Source organism: Bifidobacterium sp. B4081, from assembly GCF_026537335.1.
Lineage (GTDB): Bacteria > Actinomycetota > Actinomycetes > Actinomycetales > Bifidobacteriaceae > Bombiscardovia.
The window spans coordinates 62,688-82,171 of the sequence record NZ_JAFNMM010000002.1; the positions used below are offsets into that span (position 1 = coordinate 62,688).

12 protein-coding genes are annotated in these 19,484 nt (G+C 61.4%); 3 read left to right on the forward strand and 9 right to left on the reverse strand.

Features of this window, described 5'->3' with window-relative positions; translation table 11 throughout:
• Nucleotides 1-39 precede the first annotated feature (39 nt).
• Nucleotides 40-930, forward strand: coding sequence for a family 43 glycosylhydrolase (locus J3T92_RS05975; protein ID WP_267400409.1), 891 nt, complete (start codon nt 40-42; stop codon nt 928-930).
• Here J3T92_RS05975 and gnd read toward each other — a convergent pair.
• From gnd to J3T92_RS05990, 3 genes are read right to left on the reverse strand one after another with little or no spacing between them, the layout of a single operon-like run.
• The gene (gene gnd / locus J3T92_RS05980) at nt 920-1,864 is read right to left on the reverse strand and encodes a phosphogluconate dehydrogenase (NAD(+)-dependent, decarboxylating) (RefSeq protein WP_267400613.1); all 945 of its coding nucleotides are present in this window, start codon (nt 1,862-1,864) and stop codon (nt 920-922) included. The genes J3T92_RS05975 and gnd overlap by 11 nt on opposite strands.
• A 28-nt stretch (nt 1,865-1,892) precedes the next feature.
• A complete protein-coding gene (locus J3T92_RS05985) occupies nt 1,893-2,570 on the reverse strand; it encodes a gluconokinase (protein ID WP_267400410.1) in 678 nt (225 codons plus the stop codon).
• Nucleotides 2,571-2,606: 36 nt separating this feature from the next.
• Nucleotides 2,607-4,052, reverse strand: a complete 1,446-nt coding sequence (locus J3T92_RS05990; RefSeq protein WP_258561531.1) for a GntP family permease — start codon at nt 4,050-4,052, stop codon at nt 2,607-2,609.
• A 222-nt stretch (nt 4,053-4,274) separates the two neighbouring features.
• Between J3T92_RS05990 and J3T92_RS05995 the strand changes: the two genes are divergently transcribed.
• Complete coding sequence (locus tag J3T92_RS05995) at nt 4,275-4,979, forward strand: FadR/GntR family transcriptional regulator (protein WP_220236755.1); 705 nt, start codon at nt 4,275-4,277, stop codon at nt 4,977-4,979.
• Between the two features lie 292 nt (nt 4,980-5,271).
• Here the strand turns inward: J3T92_RS05995 and J3T92_RS06000 are convergent, their stop codons facing one another.
• From J3T92_RS06000 to zwf, 4 genes are all read right to left on the reverse strand, one after another.
• Nucleotides 5,272-11,877, reverse strand: a complete 6,606-nt coding sequence (locus J3T92_RS06000; protein WP_267400415.1) for an InlB B-repeat-containing protein — start codon at nt 11,875-11,877, stop codon at nt 5,272-5,274.
• A gap of 759 nt (nt 11,878-12,636) precedes the next feature.
• The gene (gene pgl, locus J3T92_RS06005; RefSeq protein WP_267400417.1) at nt 12,637-13,428 is read right to left on the reverse strand and encodes a 6-phosphogluconolactonase; all 792 of its coding nucleotides are present in this window, start codon (nt 13,426-13,428) and stop codon (nt 12,637-12,639) included.
• An 86-nt stretch (nt 13,429-13,514) separates the two neighbouring features.
• Nucleotides 13,515-14,522 carry a glucose-6-phosphate dehydrogenase assembly protein OpcA gene (locus J3T92_RS06010; protein ID WP_267400419.1) on the reverse strand — a complete coding sequence of 336 codons (1,008 nt, stop codon included), beginning with the start codon at nt 14,520-14,522 and terminating at the stop codon, nt 13,515-13,517.
• Nucleotides 14,519-16,000: a glucose-6-phosphate dehydrogenase gene (gene zwf / locus J3T92_RS06015; RefSeq protein WP_258561583.1), complete on the reverse strand. Its 1,482-nt coding sequence runs from the start codon at nt 15,998-16,000 to the stop codon at nt 14,519-14,521. The genes J3T92_RS06010 and zwf overlap by 4 nt, the downstream gene beginning before the upstream one ends.
• A gap of 233 nt (nt 16,001-16,233) precedes the next feature.
• Between zwf and J3T92_RS06020 the strand changes: the two genes are divergently transcribed.
• Nucleotides 16,234-16,899 (forward strand): HD domain-containing protein, encoded by a 666-nt coding sequence (locus tag J3T92_RS06020; protein ID WP_267400421.1) that lies wholly within the window; start codon nt 16,234-16,236, stop codon nt 16,897-16,899.
• Nucleotides 16,900-17,031: 132 nt separating this feature from the next.
• Here J3T92_RS06020 and J3T92_RS06025 read toward each other — a convergent pair whose 3' ends face one another.
• Both J3T92_RS06025 and J3T92_RS06030 read right to left on the reverse strand, forming a co-directional pair.
• Nucleotides 17,032-18,420, reverse strand: coding sequence for a sugar porter family MFS transporter (locus tag J3T92_RS06025; RefSeq protein WP_267400423.1), 1,389 nt, complete (start codon nt 18,418-18,420; stop codon nt 17,032-17,034).
• A 49-nt stretch (nt 18,421-18,469) separates the two neighbouring features.
• Nucleotides 18,470-19,453 carry a nucleoside hydrolase gene (locus tag J3T92_RS06030; protein WP_267400425.1) on the reverse strand — a complete coding sequence of 328 codons (984 nt, stop codon included), beginning with the start codon at nt 19,451-19,453 and terminating at the stop codon, nt 18,470-18,472.
• Between the last annotated feature and the right edge of the window lie 31 nt (nt 19,454-19,484).

A 19,484-nucleotide genomic window follows, 5' to 3' on the forward strand; every position in this document is an offset into this window, starting at 1 on the left:
ATGGAGGAATTCGCAAACGCACATCCAGGATCGAAGAGGATGGGATTGGCAAGCAACCCGCTGCATCGCTACTGCGCGGACCCGGATCTGGTCATGATCGGGGACCGCTGGTACCTGTACTGCACCGAGGATGGTCTGCCTGAATGGACCTCGCATGCCTTCTACGTTTATGAATCCGTGGACCTGTGCCAGTGGACCCGCAGAAAGATTCTGGACCTGGACCAGGTCCCCTGGTGGCATGGGGGACAGGGTGCCTGGGCTCCCTGCCTGCTGATGCGCCAGGGAACCTGCATCCTGTATTTTGTGGCCGACGGACAGATCGGCCAAGCAGTCGCACCTGGTCCAACCGGTCCCTTCCGGGCGGCCCAGGAGCCATTCATCGCCCGGGGGGACTACGACTGCCTGCCCATCGATCCCTCGGTCTTTGTGGATGACGACGATGTGCCCTATCTGCTATGGGGCAATGGCCGTGCCTACATGGCACGGCTGAGTCCGGACGGCCGGCGCCTGGAGGACGGCTCGGTGCACTCCGCCGTGCCTGACAACTTCCGCGAGGCCATCACTGTCTGCCGACGGGGAGACATCTACTACGCCTCCTGGTCGGAGAATGACACCAGGGATCCGAGCTACCGGATCCGCTGGTCCAGCGCGCCATCGCTGGACGGGCCCTGGACTGCACCCCAGATCCTGATCGAGGCTGATTATGCCAAGGGGATTCTGGCCACGGGTCACCACTGCATCACCCGTGTGCCGGGCCGGGATGACTGGATCGTGGCCTACCACAGGTTCGCCAGGGACGGCCGGGGTGACGGCTGCCATCGCGAAATCATCTTTGACTCCTTGGATTTCGCCGATGACAGCGCCCTGGTCCAGATCCGCCCGCAAGTGGGATCCTACTGGTACCCAGCCCGGAATCCGGTTACTCCCTGACGATGGGGTGGCCGCCGAATGCGCTGCGCAGGGCGGACACCACCTTCATGGTCATGGGATCCTCGATCTTGGAGGACTGGCGGGCATAGAGAGCCGAGGTGATGGCCGGCGTGGGCACCCCCAGCTCCAGGGCGTCCGCAATCATCCACTTGGTCTCGCCGGTTTCGTCGGCCTTGCCGGCGATCCCGCTCAGATGCGGGTCATCCTTCAGAGCCTGGGCCAGCAGATCCAACAGCCACGACTGGATGACCGAGCCCTTGCGCCAGGACTCCACCACTTCGCCAGGCTCCTTGATCAGGTCGGAGGCCTCAAGGACTGCGTACCCCTCGGCCAGGGCCTGCATCATCCCGTACTCGATGCCGTTGTGGACCATCTTGGCATAGTGGCCAGCGCCGGTGCCTCCCGCGTGGACCAGACCGTAGTCGCCCTCAGGCTTCAAGGTGTCCAGGATGGGCTGGATTCGGGCCACGTCCTGGTCCGAGCCGCCGACCATCAGAGCATAACCCTTCTCCTTGCCCCAGATGCCGTTGGAGGTGCCCACGTCAACTAGGCCTATGCCCTTGGCGGCCAGGGCCTGGGCGTGTTCCTGGTCCTGGGTGAAGCGAGTGTTGCCGCCATCCACGACCAGGTCGCCGTGCTCCATCAGCTCGCCCAGCTGATTGAGAGTGGACTCAATGGGTTTGCCGGCCGGGACCATGACCCAGATCACTCGTGGTGTCTCCAGGGCCTGGACCAGGGCCTCAAGGCTGTCCACATCCCTGCCCGAGTCCGGCGCGATGTCATAGCCGACTACCTGATGACCGCCGGTGCGCAGGCGGTCTGCCATGTTCTTGCCCATGCGTCCCAGGCCAATCATGCCGATCTTCATAGTGTTAGTTCCTCTCCCTTGACTCTTAACTGCAACAGTGTGAAGTTGACCGCGATAGTTGGTTATCGGCCGCGGTCGGGCCGATTCGCGGGTGCTACTGGCGGGCTGCCTGCCGGGCGCGCTCAGCTTGAACCTGGGCGGTGTGCGCCTTGACGTCGCACTGGAGCCCCAGAGTGTCGATGACCTCTTCGGCCTCGATCTCAGGAGACATGCGCAGCCCCACGTCGATGGTCAGATGGATCTCGTCAGGTCCCAGGGGCTCCAGGTCATCGAACTGGGAGCGTAGCATCTGCGGCTTCATGAAATGGCCCTTCCGCTTGGAGAGCCGTTCCATGATGGAGTCGTAGTCCCCGCTCAGGTGGATGAAGACCACGCCCGGCATCCGCAGCCGGTCACGGTAGATCCGCTTCAAAGCGGAGCAGGTAACGGTCCCGGGCGTCCCCCGACGTATGTGGTCCTCAATCCAATCATGGATGCTGTCCAGCCAGGGCCAGCGGTCCTGATCGGTCAGGGGGACGCCGCGGGCCATCTTGTCGATGTTTGCCTGGGGGTGGAAGTCGTCGGCCTCTGCCATGTCCCAGCCCAGCTTGCGTCCAAGGTGCTCGTTCATGGTGGTCTTGCCGCAGCCTGAAACGCCCATGATGACCAGGATTGGTGTGCGGCCGTGGAAATAGTCAGATGGAACCGTGTTGTCGACCGCCGAGGGGACCTTGGGCTCCGGGTGGCTTTCTGCGCTCAGCGCGTCGGAATTCTGCAATGATGTATCTACCATGTGCAACCTTTCTGAAAAGTGATGTGACGATGATGCTCAGGAGGCGATGGGCACAAACAGGCTGGCGACCATGACCAGAACCAGGACCACGACCGACAGCAGACATTCCAGAACCGACCAGGTCTTCAGGGTCTCGCCAACGCTCAGGCCGAAGTACTCCTTGATCAGCCAGAAGCCTGCGTCGTTGAGGTGGGAGAGGAATATGGACCCGGCGCCGATGGCGATCACCAGGAGGGTGGTGGCCATCGGGGTGGCATGCATCATGGTCATGGCGTTGCTGAGGATGCCCGCCGTGGTCAGGATGGAGACGGTGGCTGAACCGGTGGCGACACGGACGAAGACCGCGATGAGCCAGCCCAACAAGAAGATGGAGATGCTTGAGGTCTCCACGAAGTTGCCGATGATCTTGCCGATGCCCGTGGCAACCAGGACGCCCTTGAAGCCGCCTCCTGCCCCGACGATCAGGAGAATGCCGGCCACTGCGGGCAGGGAGGCGCCCAGGGAATCGTTGACGGTCTTCCAGGATATTCCGGAGGCGGCCTTGAGCACCAGCATGGAAACGACCAGGGCGATGGCCAGGGCCATGACGGGGTTGCCGATGAAGTTGATGGTCTGGGCGAATCCGTCTGTGCGGTCCTTGAAACCGGGCAAGGCGATTTCGAAGATTGAGGTGAGGAGCATGAGGACGGCGGGAAGAAGGATGCAGCAGAGGGAAATGCCGAATGAGGGAAGCTTGGTCTCCTCCTTGCCGGCCTCATCGCTTTTGGCTACAAAGTCCGCAGGTGCCTGGACCGGAACCCACCGGGCGGCCACCCTGGAGAAGAGGGGGCCGACCAGGACCAGGGTGATCAGGGCGAAGGGGATGCCGAACATCATGGTCAGCCCTACATTGCCGGTTTCCTTGAACTGGCTCAGGGCGGCCAGCGGGCCGGGGTGGGGGGGTACGCAGGCATGCATGATCGACAGGCCCGCCAGGGTGGGGATCGCAACGCGCATCAAGGGCAGCTTGGTGCGTTGGGCCACCAGGATGATGACCGGCACCAGGATGACCAAGCCTACCTCGAAGAACATGGGAAGGCCGATCAGGGCTCCTATCAGGGCCATGATCCAGGGTATGGAGGCTGCGGAGGATTTGGATACCAGGGTGTTGACCACCTGGTCGGTGGCGCCGGTATCCATGAGCACCTTGCCTATCATGGCTCCCAGACCTATCAGGATGCCTACTGACCCCATGGTGTTGCCGAACTCGCCGGTGAAACTGGTCAAGGTCGGCATGGGTCCATAGCCTGATCCGATGCCTACCACCAGTCCGGCCGCCAGGAGGGATACGAAGGGGTGGAGTTTGACGACGGTCACTAGGAATATGAGCACCGCCAGGCTGAGGATCAGACTGACGCCCAGCTGCGTGGTGTTGAGCTTGGCGGTCCCGCCAGCGGCGATCAGGACCTGCTCGGCGGCTGCCAGGTGCAATATGGTTTGCATTGCTGCCTCTTCTCTGAGGAATCGGACGAATCCGGTCTCCCGGGTTCATTTTTTTATTTTGCATGACATAATATCGACCAAATGACATTATGTATGTTTTAACTGCTATAAGTGTACACGCCCTGTGGACGGCAGCGACGCTGCCGCTCTTTCATTATGGCAGGACCCATCCGTATTTCAGTACGGGACACCTCGCCGGGAATGATTGGTAGAGTGAATTTCATGGGAACCGAACCGTCGTTGCATGACAGGCTGCTCGATCAATGGGGCATGGGCATCATCACTGGCCATATAGCCCAAGGAGAGCGTCTGCCCGCCCCGGCCCTAGGTCGGGAGCTCCCCTCCCGAACGGTTACCAGAGAGGTGACCCGTGTCCTCGAATCCATGGGGCTGGTCACGGTAAAACGTAAGGTGGGAGCCGCCGTCAACCCCGCCAGGGTCTGGAATATCTACGACCCCATGGTCATCGAATGGAGACTGCGCGGACCGGATCGGGAAAGCACGCTCCACGAGCTCTCGGAGCTGCGGGGAAGCGTGGAGCCCACGGCGGCACGGCTCGCGGCATCCAGGGCCAAGCCGGAACAATGGGCCGCCCTTACTCAAGCCGCCATCGACATGGTGGCCCACGCCAACCGGGCGAATGAGTCCGACTACCTCCAGGCTGACGAATGTTTTCATAGGACACTCCTGGAATCATCAGGAAACGCCATGTTCGCTGCCCTCGGTGACGTGGTGGCCGCTGTCCTGGCGGGCCGCACCCGCCATGAACTCATGCCCCGGCGGGCCAATGAACAGGCGCTGAGGCTCCATGGCGACGTGGCGGCTCTGATCCGCCAGGGTGACGGCGATGGTGCCCGCAGGGCCATGGAGCGCATCGTTGACGAATCCGACCAGGCCATTCATGCCATGACGAGTTCGCAGGGGTAAGTCGTCACTGGCAAAAGGTTGGCATCGTCGTCGGGCTGTGGCTATCGCGACAGAGTGTGCAAGCCATCCCCGCCTCTATTCGGCACGCCGTATGCTGACTGATTCCACGTCTGCGAAGCAAGCCAGGAATTCGCTTGGTTGCATATTTTTCAAAGAGGCAGGCCTTCTTCTGATCGGGAACAACAAGAAAGAAGGCAGCCTGCCAAGGGGGATATTACTGGCGGAGCTGCCTTCCGGCCGGGAAGCTGGGGAGCTTCCCCTGCTATGGCCACTTACTCGAGCGAGATCCTGATCAACTCATGCCTTCCTGCATTCGGTGCTTGCGTTGGGCGGCGATGGCTGCCAATGCCATAAGCCCGATCAGCAGGAGGAGGATTATCCCCCTTCCGCCGGCATTCGGCAGTATCCATGAATGCATGAAGATGTAGATATTGCTCGTGTCCGGGGTCTGCGGCTCCCCGGCCAGCGTCCATTCGATGGTGGTGGAAACCTGGCCGAATCTATGGCTGGGGGTGATAGCCTGCCAGGTCCCGTCCGGTTGCCCACTGACAATCGTTCCGTCGGCATCGCCGAAGGAAAGGCGGGTGGGAATGCCCATGGGCGGGATGGCAATGCGGGTGGCCAGCACCAGATCGATGTTGTCGGAGCCGGTCCCGTTCTGCCCGGTGCTGTTTCGGCCGAAGCCATAGGCCGTTCCGTCGGTGCCGATGGCCAGGCTGTGGTTGTCGCCGGCGCTGATGCTTCCAGCCTTGAGTCCCTGGCTCTTGTCCTTGGGATTTCTGGCCTTGGCAGGCTGCTCGGGGGAGCGTCCATCACCGAGTTGGCCGTGGGTGTCGTCTCCCCAACCGTAGACCATCTGGTCGGTGCCGATGGCCAGGCTGTGGTTGTCTCCGGCCGCCACCTGTTGATAGGCGAAGCTGTCGGATGCACCCCGGGGGAGGACGACTTGAACGGGTATGGGCTCGTCGCCCCCGTCGGGTCTGACCTGGCCGTTGCTGTTCGACCCCCAGGCCCAGGCCCTCCCATCCTGGTCCAGGGCCACGGAGTGGGATGACCCGGCGCTGATCCGGATGTACACGGGGCTTTCGCTCATGCCTGATGGTACTGCCAGCGGTTTGGGCACCTTGCTTTCGCTGCTTCCGTCGCCAAGGCCGAGTCTCCCATTGGCATTGGATCCCCACGCGTATACCTTCCGGTCGGTGCCGATGGCCAGGCTGTGCTCGCTTCCTGCACTGATCTGGATGTAGGAGAAGCCGGATGCGGCTTCGCCGGGCTTGGCTACCCGGATCGGAATCGGTGAACTGCCGGTCTTGCCATCACCTAGCCCGCCTGTGATGGATCCCCAGGCATAGATGTTCCCGTCGCTGCCCAGAGCCAGGATATGCCTTCTGCCTACGGCCACCTGAGTGAACCTGAAGCCTGGGGCTGCATCTGCCGGAAGGACCACCTTGACAGGGATCGTGGAGGTGCTGGTGGTGCCGTCGCCCAGGCCTGTGGCGTTGGTGCCCCAGGCGTAGGCCATCCCATCGGATCCCAAGCCGATGCTCATCGTGGTGCCTGCGGCGGCCTGCAGCCAGGTGAACCCGGGTCTGGCCCCTTTCGGAGCGGCAACAGCAATGGGTTGGTTCCGATTGGTCCGCGTGCCGTCCCCAAGTTGGCCGGAGCTATTGTCTCCCCAGCTGTAGGCTTTTCCGTTGCTGCCGATCGCGAGTGAGTATCCTGACCCGGCGCTGACCTGTGACAGACGCATGTTGCCGGCTGGCGGTGGGGTGAGGGTCACGGTCTCGCCGCCGGTATCGATGCCGCGCGTGGGGGTGAGGGTCCATTTGGTGTTTGCAGGGCTCCACCTGGCTTTCAGGTTGTGGCCCTGCTGAATGGGTTGGGTGAAGTCATAGGCGGCATTCCCGTCGAACCAGCCGTCGAATTGTTGACCTGGTTTGGCGGGATTGGCAGGTCGGGTGACGGTGGTGTCCTCGTCCGCGGTCTGCGATGGTGGTGTGGGCGAGCCTCCGTCGCTGTCGTAGGTGATGGTGTAGCGCTCAGGGGTATAGGTGAAGTCGAGGACAGCATCTGGTTGGGGAAGACCGTTCTGGTTCCAGTGGATGACGAGAGGTATCGTGCCGGGTCGATGCCGTCTGGGTGGCGCGATGACGGTCCAGGCGCCGTCCGGCTGTCGGGAGGGATCGGCTCCTGGCATCCCGCCGAAATCGATGGAGGCGACCTGCAGGTCGGGGTAGTCGATGGCGACGGGTTTGGCTCTGCTGCTGGTGGTGTTGTCGCCGAGTTGGCCCTGGGTGTTGTCGCCCCATGCGTGCAGGGTTCCATGGCTGTCGATGGCGAGAGTGTGTCCGGTGCCGCCGGCGGTGCGGACCCAGGTGGCGTCGGAGGCAGGTGCGTCGATGGCGACGGGTTTGGCTCTGCTGGTGGTGGTGTTGTCGCCGAGTTGGCCCTGGGTGTTGTCGCCCCATGCGTGCAGGGTTCCATGGCTGTCGATGGCGAAGGATGCATGGCCGCCGGCGGAGATGGCGGTGATGGTTGCGGGCAGACCGGGTTTGACGGGTCGGCCGGTCTCGGTGCCGCTGCCTGCGCCGAGTTGGCCCTGCTGATCGGAGCCGAACGTGTACGGAATGTCGTCGCCAGTGTCGGCGTCGGAGCCGATGGCGAAGGTGTGGTCGGTGCCGGCGGTGACATGCAGCCATGTGAAGGCGGAGGATGTGCCTGTCGGGGCCTGGACCTGGGTCGGGGTACCGGCGGAGCCGCCCGTGTTTCCGTCGCCGAGCTGGCCGTGGTTGTTGTCGCCCCAAGCGTACATGCGGCCGTTGTTGGCGATGGCGAGGGTATGGCGGCCGCCGGCCTGGATCTGTGTGTAGACCAGCCATGAGGGGGTGGCGGGAGGCATGGCCCGCATGGTCGGGGTACCGGTGGAGCCGCCCGTGTTTCCGTCGCCGAGCTGGCCTTGGGTGTTGTCCCCCCAGGTCCACGCCCTGCCCTGGGTGTCGAGGGCGGTCATATGGCCGTCGCCGGCGCTGATCTGGGTGAACCTGGTGTCCCCGGTATCGGCCTGCCGTGGTGTCGGGTCGTCACCGCTGGTGGTGCCATGGCCGAGTTGGCCGTGGTCGTTGTCGCCCCAGGTCCAGATGCGTCCCTGGGTGTCGAGTGCGGCGGAGTATTTGTCGCCTGCGGTGGCTTGGGTGAATCGGGTGTCATCGGGGGTGGGAACGCTGGTGGGGGCGGAGCGTCTGGCCCGGTCGGGATTGCCGAGTTGGCCGTGGTCGTTGTCCCCCCAGGCATACAGACGGCCGTCGCTGGATACGGCCAGCGAATGGGTGCCGTCGGCGCTGATGCCGGCCAGGCGGGTGTTGGTCGCGTAGTCGGGCGGGGTCAGGGTCAGACGGGTGCCTCCGGATGTGCGACCTGAGGCAGGAGAGCGGGTCCAGGGGCCTGGTCGGCTCCATCTGGCAGTGATGGTTGTATCGCTGGTGACGGGCTGGGTGAAGTCGAAGGCAACGTTGCCCTGGAACCAGCCGTCGAACCTGTATCCTGCGCGGCCCGGATCGGCTGCGGGCCGGACGGCCTGTCCCCAGTCGTCTACGTTATGGCTGGTGACCGGGTCGCCGTTGGCCGGGTCGAATCGGACCCGGTGGCTGACTGTGAGATACGTGTAGGTCAGGGCAGCCGTGCCGGAATCCAGGTTCCGTCGTGACCAGGAGACTTTGACATCCACCGGGCCCGGAGCGTGCGCCGGCGGGCGCACCTTCCAGGAGCCGTCAGGGTTCCTGACCGGCACGATCATCGATGGCTTTCCGTCGAAGGTGACGGAGGACACGGTCAAGGGCCATGGGAACCATACGCCCGCTGGTCTCGGATTGGCCGCCGCTGCCCCGTTGCTGGTGTTGACGCTGTTGATGCCGAGCTGTCCCCAGTCGTTGCGGCCGAAACTGTAGACGTTGCCGTCCGACCCGATGATCAGCATGTGCCAGTGGTTGCTGCCGATGGTGAGGCTGAAGTAGGTCAGGCCGCTCGTCGCCCCGTCCGGTTTGGGTATGCGCGTGGGTGTGGCTACGCCTGAGTCGCTGCCGTTGGTGGAGGTGGTGCCAAGCTGGCCGTATTGGTTGCTTCCCCATGCCCAGGCGCCCGTGTCGGTGATGGCGGTGGAAAAGTCCCAACTTGCATTAATGTCTATGGCGCCGGTCAGGCCCGGTACCCGTCCTGGGCGGGTGCGTTCTCCGCTGCGTCCCAGCTCATTGTGCTTATTGCCTCCCCACGTATAGATGTTGCCGTCGGTGGCTATGCCCATGGATACGTATGCACCGGCGCTGATCGCGGTGAACTTCAGATCTGTGGCGACTGGGCCTGGTTTGTCGGCGGGGTAGGCATCGCTGGAATCGCGCCCCAGTATACCGTAGTAGTCGCTAAGGGTGTTGGTTTTTTCATAGCGGCCCCAGGTCCAGGCGGTGCCGTCGGCGGCCAAGGCCATGGAATCCCGGTCGCCGGCGCTGATCGCGGTGAAGGTGGTTCCCTCGGGCATGGCCACTTTCGTAGGGGTGATGTCGTTCATGGAACCGTCGTAGGGCGGGCGGCCGAGCTGGCCGTCCTTGTTTTGCCCCCAGGTCCAGACGTTGCCGTCCCGGTCCAGGGCCATGGAATGGATGTTGCCGGCGCTGATGGCGATGAACTGAACATTTGGAGGGGTGGAGGCAAGACCCGGCGTGGGATAGCAGTTACCCACTCCCACGGATCCGCGCCCCAGACGTCCGGCTTCGTTGTTTCCCCAGGTCCAGATTCTGCCGTCCCGGTCCAGGGCCATGGAATACCAGCCACCATTGGAGACATGGGTGAACTTCACGCCATCGGGCACCTTGACCATCACCGGGGTGGTTCGACGCGCCGAGGCGCCTTCCATTCCGTCGGTGCCCAGTTGGCCGCAGTCGTTTCTTCCCCATGCATAGGCGTTCCCGTCGCTGCCCAATGCCAGGGAATGAAACTGTCCCGAGGACACCTGGGAGAAGGCGATGCGGTTCGGAGGGTCGATGCGCACATCGTTGCCACCGGTCCGGGGACCCGACGTGGGGTGGATCGACCACTGGTTATTGCCGAATGTCCACCTGGCGGTCAGCGTGGTGGGCCCCTTGATGGGTCTGCTGAAGTCGTAGGCGACATTTCCCTGGAACCAGCCGTCAAATGTCCAACCCGCCTCGCTTGGATCGTCCGGGCGTTGGATGGTGTCGCCTACGGCGACCTGCTGGTTGGGTATTGGGTCGCCGTGCTCCGACTTGAAAGTGACGGCGGCCGCAGTGCCGGTGTAGGTGAATCTCTGGCTGGTGTCGTCGGGTTGGCTTGCACCTGTGGCGTCAGCGGACTGGATGGTGAGGGTGACGGTGCCCAGATGGTGCCGGGGTGAGGTAACGTGCCATCCGTCGGCGCGTTTGGTGATGCCGCCGACGTTGTGGCTGTCGCCGAAAAGAACGGAGGCTATCCGCCGGTCGGTTGACCGCCAGACCATGCCTGGCTTCGGATTGGCTGCCGCTGATCCGCTCGTTGCGCTGTTGGTGGTGTTGGTGCCGAGTTGGCCGTAGTCGTTGCGGCCCATGCTGTAGGTGTTTCCATCAGACCCGATGACAAGCATGTGGAGGCTGGTGTTTCCTGTGTTGAGGCTGGTGTAGGTGAAAGGGGCGGGTGTTTCGTCGGGGGTTGTCATGCGGGCGGGGATGGTCGTGTCGGTGTTGGTGCCGAGTTGGCCGTAGTCGTTGCTTCCCCATGCCCAGGCACCGGTGTCGGTGATGGCGGTGGAGTAGTTCCAGCCGGCGTTGATGTCTGTGGCGCCGGTCATGCCGGGAACCTGTCCTGGTCGGGTTGTGTCGCCGGAGCGTCCCAGTTGTTTTGAACTGTTGCCTCCCCAGGTGAGTACGGTGTTGTCGGCGCCGATAGCCATGGAATGGTTGTATCCAGCGCTGATTGCGGTGAACTTCCGGTCGGTATCGACCTGGCCGGGCCTGTTGGCGGGGGCGGCATCGGTCGGCGTGCGGCCCAGTACGCCATAAAAGTCATCTCTTGTGCCGCCGTTGTCCCCCCAGGTCCAGGCGGTGCCGTCGGCGGTCAGGGCCATGGAATGGTAAACGCCTGCGCTGATTGCCGTGAAGAGGGTTCCCTCCGGCGCGGTCACCTTTGCTGGCGTGTTGTCGCTTGCCTTGCTGCCATATGGAGGACGGCCGAGCTGGCCGTTGTAATTGACGCCCCAGGTCCAGATGTTGCCTTTGGTGTCCAGGGCTAAGGAATGCAGGTTCCCGGCGCTGATAGCTTTGAAGGTTGTGCCTGATGGGATGTCAGCCAGGCCGGGTGTGGAGTAGGAGCTGTTGACAGAGCCGCGGCCCAGTCGTCCGCCATCGTTGAATCCCCAGGTCCAGATCCTGCCGTCGCGGTCCAGGGCCATGGAATACCAGCCGCCTGCGGACACTTGGGTGAATTTGACGCCCGCGGGCATGGATACCGGCACCGGAGTCGTTCTACTCGCCGTGGTCGTCCCGTCGCCCAGTTGTCCGCAGTCGTTTCTACCCCATGCGTAGGCGTTCCCGTCGCTGCCCAATGCCAGGGAATGGTACTGGGCAGCGGACACCTGAGCGAGTCGGACCGGGTCCTTTGGCGAATTCACCGTTACGTCTGTGCCGCCCTGCCAGGGGCCGCTCGTGGGGTTGGTCGCCCATTGCCCCCATCTGGCCTTCAGATTCGTATCCTTAGTGACGGGCCTGGAGAAATCGTAGGGGACATCGCCCTGGAACCAGCCGTCGAATGTCCAGCCCGGGCGGGATGGATCGTCATGCGGCCAGGAAGCGGTTCCGCCGTCGGCCACGATCTGTTGGGCGGGCATGCCCGTGGTGCCCTCATCTGATGTGAACTGCACCGTATGGGTTCCGTCGTTTCTTGGCGACGGGCCTGGAGACTGCTGTGTGGCGGCCAGAGAATTCAGCGTCGCCAGGGGTGAAGGATGGCTCCCTGATGCCGGCTGAGGGTTCGTGGGCTGGATCAGTGGTGTTGATTGGGCGGTTTGTGGGGATGGATGCTCGGAGGGTGTTGCTATGAAAGAGGGTGAAGGATGGCTGTCTAGTTCGGGGACTGACGGCCTTGGGGCCGGGGCTTCTCTCTCACCCCCCCCCCCCCCTGATTTCAGCCTCTGCCAATGCATCGGTGTCTGATTGCTCAGCACCGGCAGCATGCGCATCTGCCATGAGCCCCAGGCCCATGGCAGCGAGCACAGCGAAGACGCAGATAATAGGGCGTGAGACACGCCTAGAAGCAACACGCATGAAAGATGCCTTCCCAACATGCTGCCCTCGAAATATCTTAGAACCTGATTTCTTCAACCCCATGAATAACCAGGAGAGGGCAGTTCAATACACTGCTTAGCACTATAACACCTCGTTCCTGTCTTGAGGGGATACTCGGCGAAGGAGGATTCCTGCCTTCGCGGGCCTGAAAAAGACCCCCGAGCTGAAGCGCGGGGAGGCGAGTGTGACGAAATGCCATCAGGGGAACGGTTTTGAGGCCGTCCCACAACCTGGATCGGGTGGGCTTGCCAGTCACGTTATCCTATGCGGCGCGACTTTCGCACAGCGCTGCTGACGCTGTGCGGTCGGCCGAATCATGGCTGGTGTTCGGGATCTTAGCCAAGCTGGCTTGCGGCGTCCTCGTCAAGCAGCCATAAGGTCTGTTCGGTACCCCTGGCGAATGAGGAGGGGACGTGGGGGTTGTCCTCATCCCTCAGTGCTTCCTTCACGGCTTGGGCCTTTTCTTGGGTGGAAGTGAAGAGCCAGACTTTGGGGGTACGGCGGATGAACGGGGTGGTCATGGTCACTCGCAGCGGTGGGAGCTTGGGCGAATGGCTGACGCCTGCCACCAGCGTGGTTTCGTCGCTGATCAGCGCCTCGGGGCGGTCAGGGAAGAGCGATGCGTAGTGGCCGTCTGGCCCTACGCCGAAAACGGCCAGGTCCATATGGCCATGGGGGCCGATCCCCCGAATGATTTCATCCTGGTAGGTCCGTGCCGCCTGGGCCAGTGCTTCTGTGTCGTCGGACTCGCTCGCCCTTGCGATCTGGTCGGGGGTACGAATATCAGCCGGCATTTCATGAACATGGTCCGCAGGTAGATCACCCTTGTCGATGAGCCTGCCGAACCAGGCATCCCGGGCTTGTTTGGCATTGCGTTCAGGGTCTTCCGGGCTCACGAATCTCTCGTCGCTCCACCACAGATGAACCCGCTTCCAGTCGATGCTCGCTGCAAGATCACTGGTCCCCATCAGTGCGTAGATTTCCGCCGCGTCCGTTCCACCGGTCAAAGCCAGGTCCGCCCGCTCCTGACGTGCCAGGATGTCCCCTAATTCGATCAGTATTCGCGCGGCTGTGGCCTTGTTGAGCAGGCTGGTGCTGGCATAGCGGATGATTGTACGCTCGGTCATGGCGTCTCCTTCATGGCAGTGATGTCTATCATACTTGCGCGCTTGCGCCTCCAGTGGCTCCCGGCGCCGAGCCAGCCGTCATCTGGTCACCGTTCATGCACCATGGGCCAGCCCCTGCTGATGACATCCCGATAGACCTCATCAGGATCCAGACGTCCCATTTCCTCGCTCATGCAGTCAACGGCGGTTCGCAAAGGCATGGAGATGGTCTGGCTGGCCTGGCCAGGCTGGTTGATTCTGGCCTGGTCGGCCTTGTGACGTTCCATGCTCATGGTTCCGTCGCTGCGTTTGAAGAAGACCCCGGTGATGGCCTGGGCCTGTGGATCACGCTCAATCGTGACCGGCACCCCAAGCTTCAGAGCCAGCCAGGAAGCCAGGAGCTCCAAGGGCAGGAAGTGCGTCTGGCCGGTCACCCGCACTGAGGTTACGGGCAGATGCGGTGGTTGATCCATCATGGAAGCGAGCAAGGCTCGCCAGATCGTGGTTCTTGTCCAGGAGAGGTCCACGTCAGCAGTACCCGAATGCTCGAGGAGGGAGGTGAAGGCGGTCTGTGGGTCGTCGGCTTCCATGGCATCGGTGATGCGGCTGGTGGCCATGGCCCCGATCGGGTCCTTGGATGGGTCCTGGGGTGGATTGGCGGGCCACCAGACCACCAGGGGGGCGTCCGGGACCAACAGCGGGATGACCAAGGCATCGGAATGGCTCAGGAGGGCCAGGACCGGCCTGAGCACTATTATCTCGCCGGCTCCTGCATCTGATCCGAAACGGATTTCGGCATCCAGCGTGCGGTCACCGTCATGGTTGGTGTTCTTGTAGGAGACGCAGTCTTCTGAGGACTGTGCCGCAGCGGTCCGCTGGTCCGCCTCTTGCTCGGCCTGATGGTCTTCGGCATTGGTCACTATGGCGATGACCCGGCAGGGGTGTTCACGACTTGCGGCGTTGACGGTCTCCAGGGCCGTCTCCAGATGGGCCTGCTCGGTGACGATGACCAGGGTCAGCACTCTTCCCTGGGCGGCCTCTCCACGTTCGACGTGGAGCTCGTCAATCTCCTGGGCGATGGCGGAGGTAGTGGTGTTGTTCAGTCTGACGATCATGGCATCCTCCAGTGGTATCCGTCGCGGGCCAGCATCAGATCAGCCTCCCGCGGACCCCAGGTGCCGGCGCAGTAGGGCTGGGGCTGGCCCTGTCCGGCCCAGAACTCCTCGATGGGGTCCAGGATCTTCCAGGAGAGATTGACTTCCTCGGTGGTGGGGAAGAGGGGAGGGTCGCCCAGGAGCACGTCCAGGATCAGCCGTTCATAGGCCTCCGGGGAGGCCTCGGTGAATGAACGCCCGTAGGAGAAGTCCATGTTGACGTCGCGCACCTCCATGGCCGAGCCGGGAGTCTTGGCCCCGAAACGCAAGGTCACGCCCTCATCGGGCTGTACGCGGATGACTACGGCGTTGGCGCCCAGTTCCCGGGTGGCTGTGGCCTCGAAGGGCAGATGAGGTGCACGCTTGAAGACGATGGCGATCTCGCTGACCCGCTTGCCCAGGCGCTTGCCTGTGCGCAGGTAGAACGGGACGCCAGCCCAGCGGCGGGTATCCACGTCCAGCCTGATGGCCGCATAGGTCTCGGTGGTAGAGGAGGGATCAATCCCGTCCTCATCCAGGTAGCCGACCACATGCTGGGAGCCCTGCCAGCCTGCCGTGTACTGGCCCCGGGCGGTGTGGGCCGCCAGATCCTTGGGAAGGCGGACAGCGGAAAGGATCTTGGTCTTTTCGGCTGTCAGATCTGATGCTGAGAAGGAGACCGGCTCTTCCATGGCCGTCAGGGCCATCAGCTGCAGGAGGTGGTTCTGGATGACATCCCGAGCCGCTCCGATTCCGTCGTAGTAGCCGGCCCTGCCGCCGATGCCCATATCTTCGGCCATGGTGATTTGCACGTGGGAGACGTAGTTGGAGTTCCAGACTGGTTCGAACATCATGTTGGCAAAGCGCAGGGCCAGGATGTTCTGCACAGTCTCCTTGCCCAGATAGTGGTCGATGCGGAAGACCGAATCCGGCTCGAAGACTTGGGAGACCACCCGGTCAAGCTCCTTGGCCGAAGCCAGGTCGCGGCCGAAGGGCTTCTCGATGATGACCCGTCGCCAGGCCCCCTGGGTGGAGTGGGAGAGCCCCGATTCGGCCAGCTGGCGGGCCACTTGGGGAAAGGCCTTAGGCGGCACCGACATGTAGAAGGCATGGTTGCCACGGGTGCCCCGGACCCGGTCCAGCTCCGAGACGGTGGCCGACAGGCGACGGAAGGCCTCCGCATCGTCGAAGCTGCCCTTGACGAAGCGCATGCCCTGGCTCAGATGTCGCCAGGTGGACTCGTTGAAGGGGGTGCGGCAGTGGGCGCGGACGTTCTCCTCTGCAAAGGCCACGAACTGCGGGTCGCTCCAGTCGCGCCGCCCGAAGCCGATCAACCCGAAGCTGGCTGGCAGCAGTCCCCGGTTGGCCAGGTCATAGACGGCCGGCAGAAGCTTTTTCTTGGCCAGATCGCCGGTGACGCCGAAGATGACCAATGAGCTTGGGCCCGCGATGCGCGGCATGCGCAGATCGCGCGGGTCCAGCAGGGGGTTGTGCCAGGGCGCCTGTCGGCCGCCGTCCTCGTCGGGGGGAGCGGGCTGGTCGGCGGAGCGCGCAAGTGGTGAAGTGTCCATAGTGCTCCTCGTGAAATACCGTGGCTCCCAGTGTACTGTCGGCAGTAGAAGGGCAGGGCGGATTATCCGCTGAAGAGTGCATAAGCGTCGCAAAGGTCACATTTGCGGCAAGGATCCCTAGAATGGTCGGTATGATTCCCAATGTTCCCATGGCCGAGGCCCTGCACCGCCAGTACGCACCCTCACAAGCCGCCTATGAACTGATACACACCCATTGCCAGATCATCGCCGCCCTCGCGGTGCGTATGGCTGACCAGGTCAACGAACGCCTGCTGTGTGACGATGACCCTGACGGTATCCTGCCCGAGCGTCCCCTGGACCGTGACATGGTCCGCATAGGTGCCCTGCTGCATGACATCGGCACCTATAGGATTTTGAAGGATGACGGCTCCCATGGTCGGCCCCTGACCTTCCAAGGCGAGCGGTACATCGAGCACGGGCTGGAGGGCTACCACCTGCTGCTGGATGCCGGGGTGGACGAGTCGGTGGCCCAGTTCGCCCGCAACCACACCGGAGTGGGACTGACCCGCCGCCAGGTGGAGGAGGAGCATCTGAATCTGCCGCCGGACGACTACCTGCCGGTCAACCCTGAGCAGGAGGTGGTCATGTATGCGGACAAGTTCCACAGCAAGCACCAGCCGCCTATTTTTGTCTCCGAGCCCACTGCCGCCAAGCGCACGGCCAAGTATGGTCCCGACAACCTGGCCCGCTGGAGGCAACTGGTGGCCCGGTATGGAGTACCGGATCTGCAGCCCCTGGCTAAGTACTACGGCATGACCATCGTCTGATTTGTATGCTTTGTATGCCTATATAATTCGGCATCCTGCTCAGGCTGAGCAGGATGCCGCACTTCAACTTATAAGTAACTGATCAGAATGATGAGATCAAGTTGATATTGAGTTGTTTATCAAGGGATGGGCTCACTTCTGCGCGAGTTCCAGCTCTAGCTGTTCTAGAGGCTTTTGCTTGGTTTCAGGGACATATGCCATGCAGAAGAAGAATGCCAAGAGAGAGAAGATGGCTAACCCGGCGAAGGTCATAGTGGAGCCAAACCTATCGACCAGGATGGGGAAGAACTGAGCAATGACGAAAGTGAATACCCACTGAGACAAGGTATTTGCCGAAGAGGCAAGGCCACGAATTCGAGTGGGGAACATTTCGCCGGGAAGCACATACGATACCGTGCCGAAACTCACACCCCACACCACTACATAGGTCAGCAGCAGGACTATCAGAGCTGGACCGTTCGGGTGGGTCTGGGTAAAGAGGTAGCTTATTGCCCCTAGAAGCACAGTCATGCCAATAGAACCAAATAGAAGTAGAGGTCGACGGCCAGCCTTGTCGATGATCCACACTGACAAGAGAGTGCCTGCCACCAGTGCGCCGCCGACCAGTATGGTGCTTTGCACGGCTGCGTTGGTTCCAAAGCCTGCCTTCTTGAAGATTTCAGGAGCATAGTAAAAGACGGCTGTAATGCCAGTGAACTGCATGAAGAAGGGCACTACAGTGACAATCATCAGTCGCGGCCGCAAGCGAGGTTCGAAAATCTCGGTGATTTTTGGCTTTTCCTCCGAGGCGATTGCTACATTGATGCTGTTCAGCTGGTCGTCGACGGCATCCTTGTCTGATACCAGACGCGAAATGGAAACCCGCGCTTCGTCAAGCCGACCCTGCTGTACCAGCCAGCGTGGGCTCTCAGGGATGAAGCGCAGGCAGATAATCAGGATTATGGATGGTATTACACCGATCATGAAAATGACGCGCCAGCTATAGTCCACATTCCACTGTTCGGCATGAAAGCTGATGACGGCTGCGCTTACACAGAAAATGATGAGGTTGCCGATACAGTTGAAAAGCTGGTTGAAAGAGACCAGGCGGCCACGAATGCGAGCCGGTGCAATTTCGCCGATGTAAAGCGGAGCGACAGTGGTTTCAAGTCCTATGCCTATGCCAACCAGCATGCGTGAAATAACCAGAAACAGAACGTTGGGAGAGACGCTTTCACCCACGGCTCCGATTATGAAAAGGGATGCGACGATGACTAGTACCTTTTTGCGTCCGATAAGGTCGGAGAGGCGACCCGCAAAAATCACCCCTACAATGCAACCTACTGTGAGGCAAGAGGTTACCCACCCCATTGAGGCTGGATTCAGTTTGAACTTGGTGGAGATGAAACCGATTGATCCGGAAATGCTGCCGTTGTCGAAGCCAAAGAGAAAACCTCCTATGGATGTAATAGCGGCTATAAGCATGACTGTGCCGGTGGATTGCTTGGAGCGTTTCACCGGTGCTTGAGTTGCCGATGTCATAAATATCTCCTTATATATGGAAAACAGATGACCAATTTGAGCAGATGGTTCAGATGGATTCGATCTGACGCACGATTTCATCCACGGCTCGAGTGCCGTCAACATCAACCATGACCTTGACGTTGGGTTTGCCTTCGCTTAATGCAATGGTTTGTCCCGTTGAGTATCTGCCGTCGGTCTCTACCACGATCGTCATTTCCTTAAAGGTGCCCAGCGAAGAATCAGCCGCGGATGCAACCGCAAGCGGGTCATAGAGGATGCAGCCGTCGCCCCAGTCGAACATGGGATTCTCGAGATAGGTAGCGCAGATGTCATGGAAGAGCTTGTTAACCGGTGAAGCTGCAGGGTTGATTTCCCTGATGGACTCTGAACGGAGAATGGTTCCTGTTTCAGGGTTTGTTACGTCCAGGCTGATCATGCGCAGGGGTATGCCGGAATTCATGACGATGTTGGCTGCGAGCGGGTCGAAATACATGTTGCACTCTGCTACAGGAGTTATATTGCCGCGACCATAGGTGGCATTGATGCCCAAGGCGCCGCCCATGAATATTATTTCGGGAATATCCTTGGCGATATCAGGACGCATGAGCAAAGCTGTAGCCAAGTTGGTCTGTGGACCTAGTGCGATGATGGAAACCTCACCCGGGTGTTCCTCGACTGTTTTGATGATTTGAACGGGTGCTGTAGGGTACTGCACAGCTGACGATGTTCCAGGCAACTCAGGCAAGTCGATTTTTCCTACTTTCCCTCGTTCTCCCTGGTAAGCGGTGATCAGCTCATCCGCCAGTCTTCCTTTTAAAGGCAGAGGGATGCCCTGGGCCACGGGAATGTCCGCTCTGCCGGCGGTATCGAGTACTTTCCTGGCGCCGCGGGCAGTCAACCAAGGTGGGCAATTACCAAAGGTACTGGTCACCGCAAGGAGTTCCAGTCTGGGGTCTGCCAAGGCGAAGAGCAAAGCGATCGGGTCGTCTGCATCAGTGCCTGGTATGCCGACACCTGGATCAGTATCGATTAATACTTTCTTTGTCATCATTGACTCCTTCAATTAATTTCCTATAGAGAAT

Bases quoted from the DNA above. Each gene is read 5' to 3' on its own strand.
- pgl (WP_267400417.1), bottom strand. From the start codon at position 13,428: ATGACCGAGCGTACAATCATCCGCTATGCCAGCACCAGCCTGCTCAAC.
- J3T92_RS05975 (WP_267400409.1), top strand. From the start codon at position 40: ATGGGATTGGCAAGCAACCCGCTGCATCGCTACTGCGCGGACCCGGAT.
- J3T92_RS05990 (WP_258561531.1), bottom strand. From the start codon at position 4,052: ATGCAAACCATATTGCACCTGGCAGCCGCCGAGCAGGTCCTGATCGCC.
- J3T92_RS05985 (WP_267400410.1), bottom strand. From the start codon at position 2,570: ATGGTAGATACATCATTGCAGAATTCCGACGCGCTGAGCGCAGAAAGC.
- J3T92_RS06020 (WP_267400421.1), top strand. From the start codon at position 16,234: ATGGTCGGTATGATTCCCAATGTTCCCATGGCCGAGGCCCTGCACCGC.
- J3T92_RS06025 (WP_267400423.1), bottom strand. From the start codon at position 18,420: ATGACATCGGCAACTCAAGCACCGGTGAAACGCTCCAAGCAATCCACC.
- J3T92_RS06030 (WP_267400425.1), bottom strand. From the start codon at position 19,453: ATGATGACAAAGAAAGTATTAATCGATACTGATCCAGGTGTCGGCATA.
- zwf (WP_258561583.1), bottom strand. From the start codon at position 16,000: ATGCCGCGCATCGCGGGCCCAAGCTCATTGGTCATCTTCGGCGTCACC.
- J3T92_RS05995 (WP_220236755.1), top strand. From the start codon at position 4,275: ATGGGAACCGAACCGTCGTTGCATGACAGGCTGCTCGATCAATGGGGC.
- J3T92_RS06010 (WP_267400419.1), bottom strand. From the start codon at position 14,522: ATGATCGTCAGACTGAACAACACCACTACCTCCGCCATCGCCCAGGAG.